Genomic DNA, 4585 nt, shown 5'->3' with positions numbered 1-4585 from the left:
GGGCGTCGGGGTCGAGCCCGGCCGCGGTCAGGGCATGCCGCGCCGCCGGGGGCAGCCCGGCCGGCATCGACGCAATCGCCAGCACCGGGCGATCGAGATCGGGCAGGACCTCGGCCAACGGGGCCGGCTCGAGCAGCACCTCGGACAGGATCGGGGAAAGCAGGTCGTCGTCGGACATGGGACTCCAATGCTCGTCGGGGAGAAACGCTGCGGCGGCCCCGGCGCCAACTGGCACCGGGGCCGCCGCGGTCACACGATCACGTCGGCGTCAGTTGAGCCCGTCGCACTCGTCGATGGCCTTGCCCAGAGCCCTGACCTCGTCCGGGGTCATCTCGACCACGAGGCGGCCACCGCCCTCGAGCGGCATGCGCAGCACGATGCCACGGCCTTCCTTGGTAACCTCCAGCGGACCGTCGCCGGTCCGGGGCTTCATCGCCGCCATGTTGCGATTCCCTTCGTGCACGGGTGTGCGGATGTTGACCCAACGCGGCTCTCGCGCCGGGGATCTCATCCATTATCGCGCGTTCTGGGCGGCAGGTGAAATCCCGGGCGGGAGTTTCGGCGCGTCATTCGGCCCGATCCGCGGCCGTTTCCACCTGCGCTTCGAGCTCGGCCAGCCTCGTCTGCAACGCATCGAGGACGGCATCCACCTGGTCCATGCGGTAGCCGCGCAAGGTCGTGTCGAAGCGGATCGCGGCGAGGTCACCGGCGGTCACCTCACCCCGCGGGAGCATCGTCTCGGGGGTGCTCGTCGTCGCCTCGGCCATCGGGTCGTACGGGATCCGGCCCGTGACCAGCGCGGCGACGGCGGCCACGACGACGACCGCGACGACGGCGAGCACCACCCAGATCACGGCGTGTGCCCCCGGGCCTCGTTGATCTCCTCGACCATCTGCGCCATGGCCGCATCTCCGGCCTCGTCGAAGGCGTCCGCCGACTTGACCAACTCCACCGCCTCGGCCGGGTCGTCGGTGATGGCGATGAGTTCGAGGTCGCGTTCGCTGATCGTGCCGTACGCGAGCGCGGTGGTGCGCAGCCAATCCACCAGCGGAGTCCAGTAGTCGTGGCCCATGAGCACGATCGGGAAGGCGGTGACCTTCTGGGTCTGCACGAGCGTGACGGCCTCGAACAACTCGTCCAACGTGCCGAACCCGCCCGGCAGCACGATGAACCCCTGCGCGTACTTGACGAACATCGTCTTGCGGGCGAAGAAGTAGCGGAAGTTCACCCCGATGTCGACGTACCGGTTGAGGCCGGCCTCGAACGGCAACTCGATCCCCAGCCCGACGGAGACGCCACCGGCCTCGAGCGCCCCACGGTTCGCGGCCTCCATCGCCCCCGGGCCGCCGCCGGTGATGACCGCGTAGCCGGCCTCGACCAGCGCCGCGCCGACCTGGACGCCCCACTGGTAGGCCTGCGTGTCCGGTGCCACCCGAGCCGAACCGAACACGCTGATGGCCTTGCCGAGTTCGGCCAACTGACCGAAGCCCTCGACGAACTCGGCTTGGATCCGCTGCACCCGCCACGGATCCGTGTGCACCCAGTCCGTCGGCCCGCGGCTGTCGAGCAATCGCTGGTCGGTCGTCTTCGTCGGCACTGCGGAGCGTCGCAGGGTCACCGGCCCCTTCTGGTAGATGAAGTCGTCGTCCACACTCATGTCGTCCATCCTGCCCTCCCGGGCGGGCTCCCCGCTGGGCGCCTCGCGGTCGGCGGCGCCCATGCCGCTCATGCCAGCCACCGGTGTAGCGCCGACTCGCACGCGCGAATCTGGTCGACCGGGCACTGCTCGTCGTCCTTGTGCGCCAGGAGCGGGTCGCCGGGGCCGAAGTTCACCGCCGGCACCCCGAGCGCCGCGAAGCGGGCGACGTCGGTCCAGCCCTCCTTCGGGCCCACCGGAACGCCGAGCGCCGCCACGAAGGCCTGGGCGGCCGGCCGGTCCAGCCCCGGGCGGGCGCCGTCGGCCAGGTCGGTGACGACGACGTCGTACCCGGCGAAGAGCGACTCGACGTACGCCACCGCCTGCGCGCCGCTCTTGTCCGGGGCGAAGCGGTAGTTGACCGTGACGACACAGCGGTCCGGGATGACGTTCCCGGCGGTGCCGCCGCGGATACCCACCGCCGAGAGCCCCTCGTGGTAGTCGAGCCCGTCGACGTGCACCGTCGCGGCCTCGTGGTCGCGCAACCGGTCCAGGATCTCGGCGGCCGCGTGGATCGCGTTGACCCCCGTCCACGGTCGCCCCGAGTGCGCGGCCACCCCGGTGGTGCCGACCTCGACCCGCAGGGTGCCCTTGCAGCCCCCCTCGACGGTGGCGGAGGTCGGTTCGAGCAGGACCGCGAAATCGGCCTCGAGGAGGTCGGGGTGGGACTCGGCCAGCCGGCGCAACCCGTTGTGTTCCGAGGCGATCTCCTCGGCGTCGTAGAAGACGTAGGTGACGTCCCGGGTCGGGGCGCGCAGGTCGTGTGCCAGCCGCAGCGCCACCGCGACGCCGCCCTTCATGTCGACCGTGCCGCGGCCCCACAGCACGTCGCCGTCGGGCGTGGCGCGGCGCTGCGTGGGCAGGTTCGGCGGCGACGTCAGCGGCACGGTGTCCAGATGACCGGCCAGCACGATGCGCTCGGCCCGACCCAGGTGCGTGCGCGCGACGATGGTGTGGCCGACCCGCTGGACCTCCAGATGGGGGACGGCGCGCACGGCCGCCTCGACGGCATCGGCGATCCGCCCCTCGTCGAGACTGACCGATTCGATGTCGCACAGCGCGGCCGTCAGCTCCACGACGTCGCTGGAGAGGTCGAGGGTCAGGGCAGCGGGCGCGGACATGGGTCAAGGGTACGGCGGCCGATCCTCGTCGACGAGAACGCCGTCGGCACCCATGGACCGGTCAGGTGCCGCGCAGCCGGTTTGCCTACCCTTGGGGCCATGACTGACGCACGGATGGCCTGGGGCCACGGACTTGCCACGACCACCCTTGCCGGTACGGTGCTCGACACCTGGTACCCGGCCCCCGAATTGGGCGCCGCGCCCGAGGTCGTGCAGGTGCCCGAGCACCTGCTCGCCCTGGCCGGCACCGACGATCTCCGCGGGGTGCGCACCGACGTCGTCACCGTCGCGATCGATCTGGACCAGGCCCCGGCCGACGCGTCCGACGCCTACCTGCGCCTGCACCTGCTCAGCCACTGCCTCGTCGCCCCGAACTCCATCAACCTCGATGGCCTGTTCGGCACCCTGACCAACGTCGTGTGGACCAACCACGGCCCGTGCGCGGTCGACGGTTTCGAGCAGACCCGGCTGCGACTGCACTCCCGCGGCCCGGTGCAGGTGTTCGGTGTCGACAAGTTCCCCCGGATGACGGACTACGTCGTCCCCGCCGGCGTGCGCATCGCCGACGCCGACCGGGTCCGCCTGGGCGCGCACCTGTCCGCGGGCACGACCGTCATGCACGAGGGCTTCGTCAACTTCAACGCCGGCACGCTCGGATCGTCGATGGTCGAGGGTCGCATCAGCCAGGGCGTGGTCGTCGGTGACGGCAGCGACATCGGTGGCGGCGCCTCGACCATGGGCACGCTCTCCGGCGGCGGTACCGAGCGCGTCTCCATCGGTGAGCGCTGCCTCATCGGCGCCGAGGCCGGCATCGGCATCGCGCTGGGCAACGACTGCGTCGTCGAGGCGGGTCTGTACGTCACGGCCGGCACCAAGGTGCTGCTGCCGGACGGCTCGGTCGTCAAGGCCGGGTCGCTGTCGGGGTCGAACGATATCCTCTTCATCCGCAACTCCCAGACCGGCGCGGTCGAGGCGCGCGGCCGCTCGGGCCACGGTGTCGTGCTGAACACGGAACTGCATGCCAACGACTGATCCCGCGGTCACGTTCGCCCCCACACCGCAGGGTCGCCGCCCCGGAGCGCGGCCGCGGCGGTGGGGGTGTCTCACGGCGGCCGTGGCGGCCGTGGCGGCCGTGGCGTTGATGGCGGCCCTCGTGTGGGGTGGCGTGGTCTTCGTCCGCGACGGCCTCCCGGCGATCTTCGGAGCGCAGCGGTGCCAGGCCACCGCCCTGGGCACGAGCGTCGATCTGAGCCCGGAGCAGATGCACCACGCGGCGACGATCACGACCATCGCGCTGGCGCGTGGGCTCCCGGCCCGCGCCGCCAGCATCGCCCTGGCGACGGCCATCCAGGAGTCGAAGCTGCGCAACATCACCTACGGCGATCGAGACTCCCTCGGGTTGTTCCAGCAACGTCCGTCGATGGGGTGGGGCACGCGCGACCAGGTGCTTGACCCGGTGCACGCGACGAACGCGTTCTACGACGCGTTGGTGAAGATCCGGGGCTGGGAGACCGGCAACATCAACGACGTGGCCCAGGCGGTGCAGCGCAGCGGCCACCCCGAGGCGTACGCCGACCACGAGCAGGAGGGGCGCATCCTCGCCTCGGCCTTGGCCGGCTACTCCCCCGAGGGTCTGGGCTGCCGACTGTCCCCGCCGGCCGCGGCCGGCAGTGCCACCCAGGTTGCCGCCGGCCTGAGGGACGCCGGGATCGCGACCGGGGTGAGCGCCTCGGCGGGCGTCGTGCGCACCGCGGCGATGTCGGAGCAA

The 4585-nt window shown here is 71.6% G+C and carries 6 protein-coding genes; 2 read left to right on the top strand and 4 right to left on the bottom strand.

Annotated features, from left to right (window positions below; translation table 11 throughout):
* Positions 1-268: 268 nt before the first annotated feature.
* The 4 genes from KD1_RS16370 to dapE form a co-directional block, all read right to left on the bottom strand.
* Positions 269-442 (bottom strand): DUF3117 domain-containing protein, encoded by a 174-nt coding sequence (locus tag KD1_RS16370; RefSeq protein WP_083542531.1) that lies wholly within the window; start codon positions 440-442, stop codon positions 269-271.
* Positions 443-566: 124 nt separating this feature from the next.
* Positions 567-854 carry a DivIVA domain-containing protein gene (locus KD1_RS15345; protein ID WP_068403368.1) on the bottom strand — a complete coding sequence of 96 codons (288 nt, stop codon included), beginning with the start codon at positions 852-854 and terminating at the stop codon, positions 567-569.
* Positions 851-1657, bottom strand: a complete 807-nt coding sequence (locus KD1_RS15340) for an LOG family protein (RefSeq protein WP_083542532.1) — start codon at positions 1655-1657, stop codon at positions 851-853. Before KD1_RS15340 ends, KD1_RS15345 begins: the two co-directional genes overlap by 4 nt.
* A gap of 68 nt (positions 1658-1725) precedes the next feature.
* The gene (gene dapE, locus KD1_RS15335; RefSeq protein WP_068403366.1) at positions 1726-2817 is read right to left on the bottom strand and encodes a succinyl-diaminopimelate desuccinylase; all 1092 of its coding nucleotides are present in this window, start codon (positions 2815-2817) and stop codon (positions 1726-1728) included.
* Between the two features lie 99 nt (positions 2818-2916).
* On the opposite strand from dapE, the gene dapD reads away from it, so the two are divergent.
* Together dapD and KD1_RS17115 are read left to right on the top strand one after the other, a co-directional pair.
* Positions 2917-3849, top strand: coding sequence for a 2,3,4,5-tetrahydropyridine-2,6-dicarboxylate N-succinyltransferase (gene dapD, locus KD1_RS15330; RefSeq protein WP_068403364.1), 933 nt, complete (start codon positions 2917-2919; stop codon positions 3847-3849).
* Positions 3836-4585: hypothetical protein (locus KD1_RS17115; protein WP_174521121.1), on the top strand; the 750-nt coding region annotated here is incomplete at its 3' end. The genes dapD and KD1_RS17115, both read left to right, overlap by 14 nt.

It is taken from the genome of Kribbia dieselivorans NBRC 106261 (assembly GCF_001552435.1).
Classification (GTDB): Bacteria; Actinomycetota; Actinomycetes; order Actinomycetales; family Dermatophilaceae; genus Kribbia; species Kribbia dieselivorans.
The sequence above is the reverse complement of the archived record's forward strand: the minus strand, read 5'-3'. Positions and strand labels throughout refer to the sequence as shown.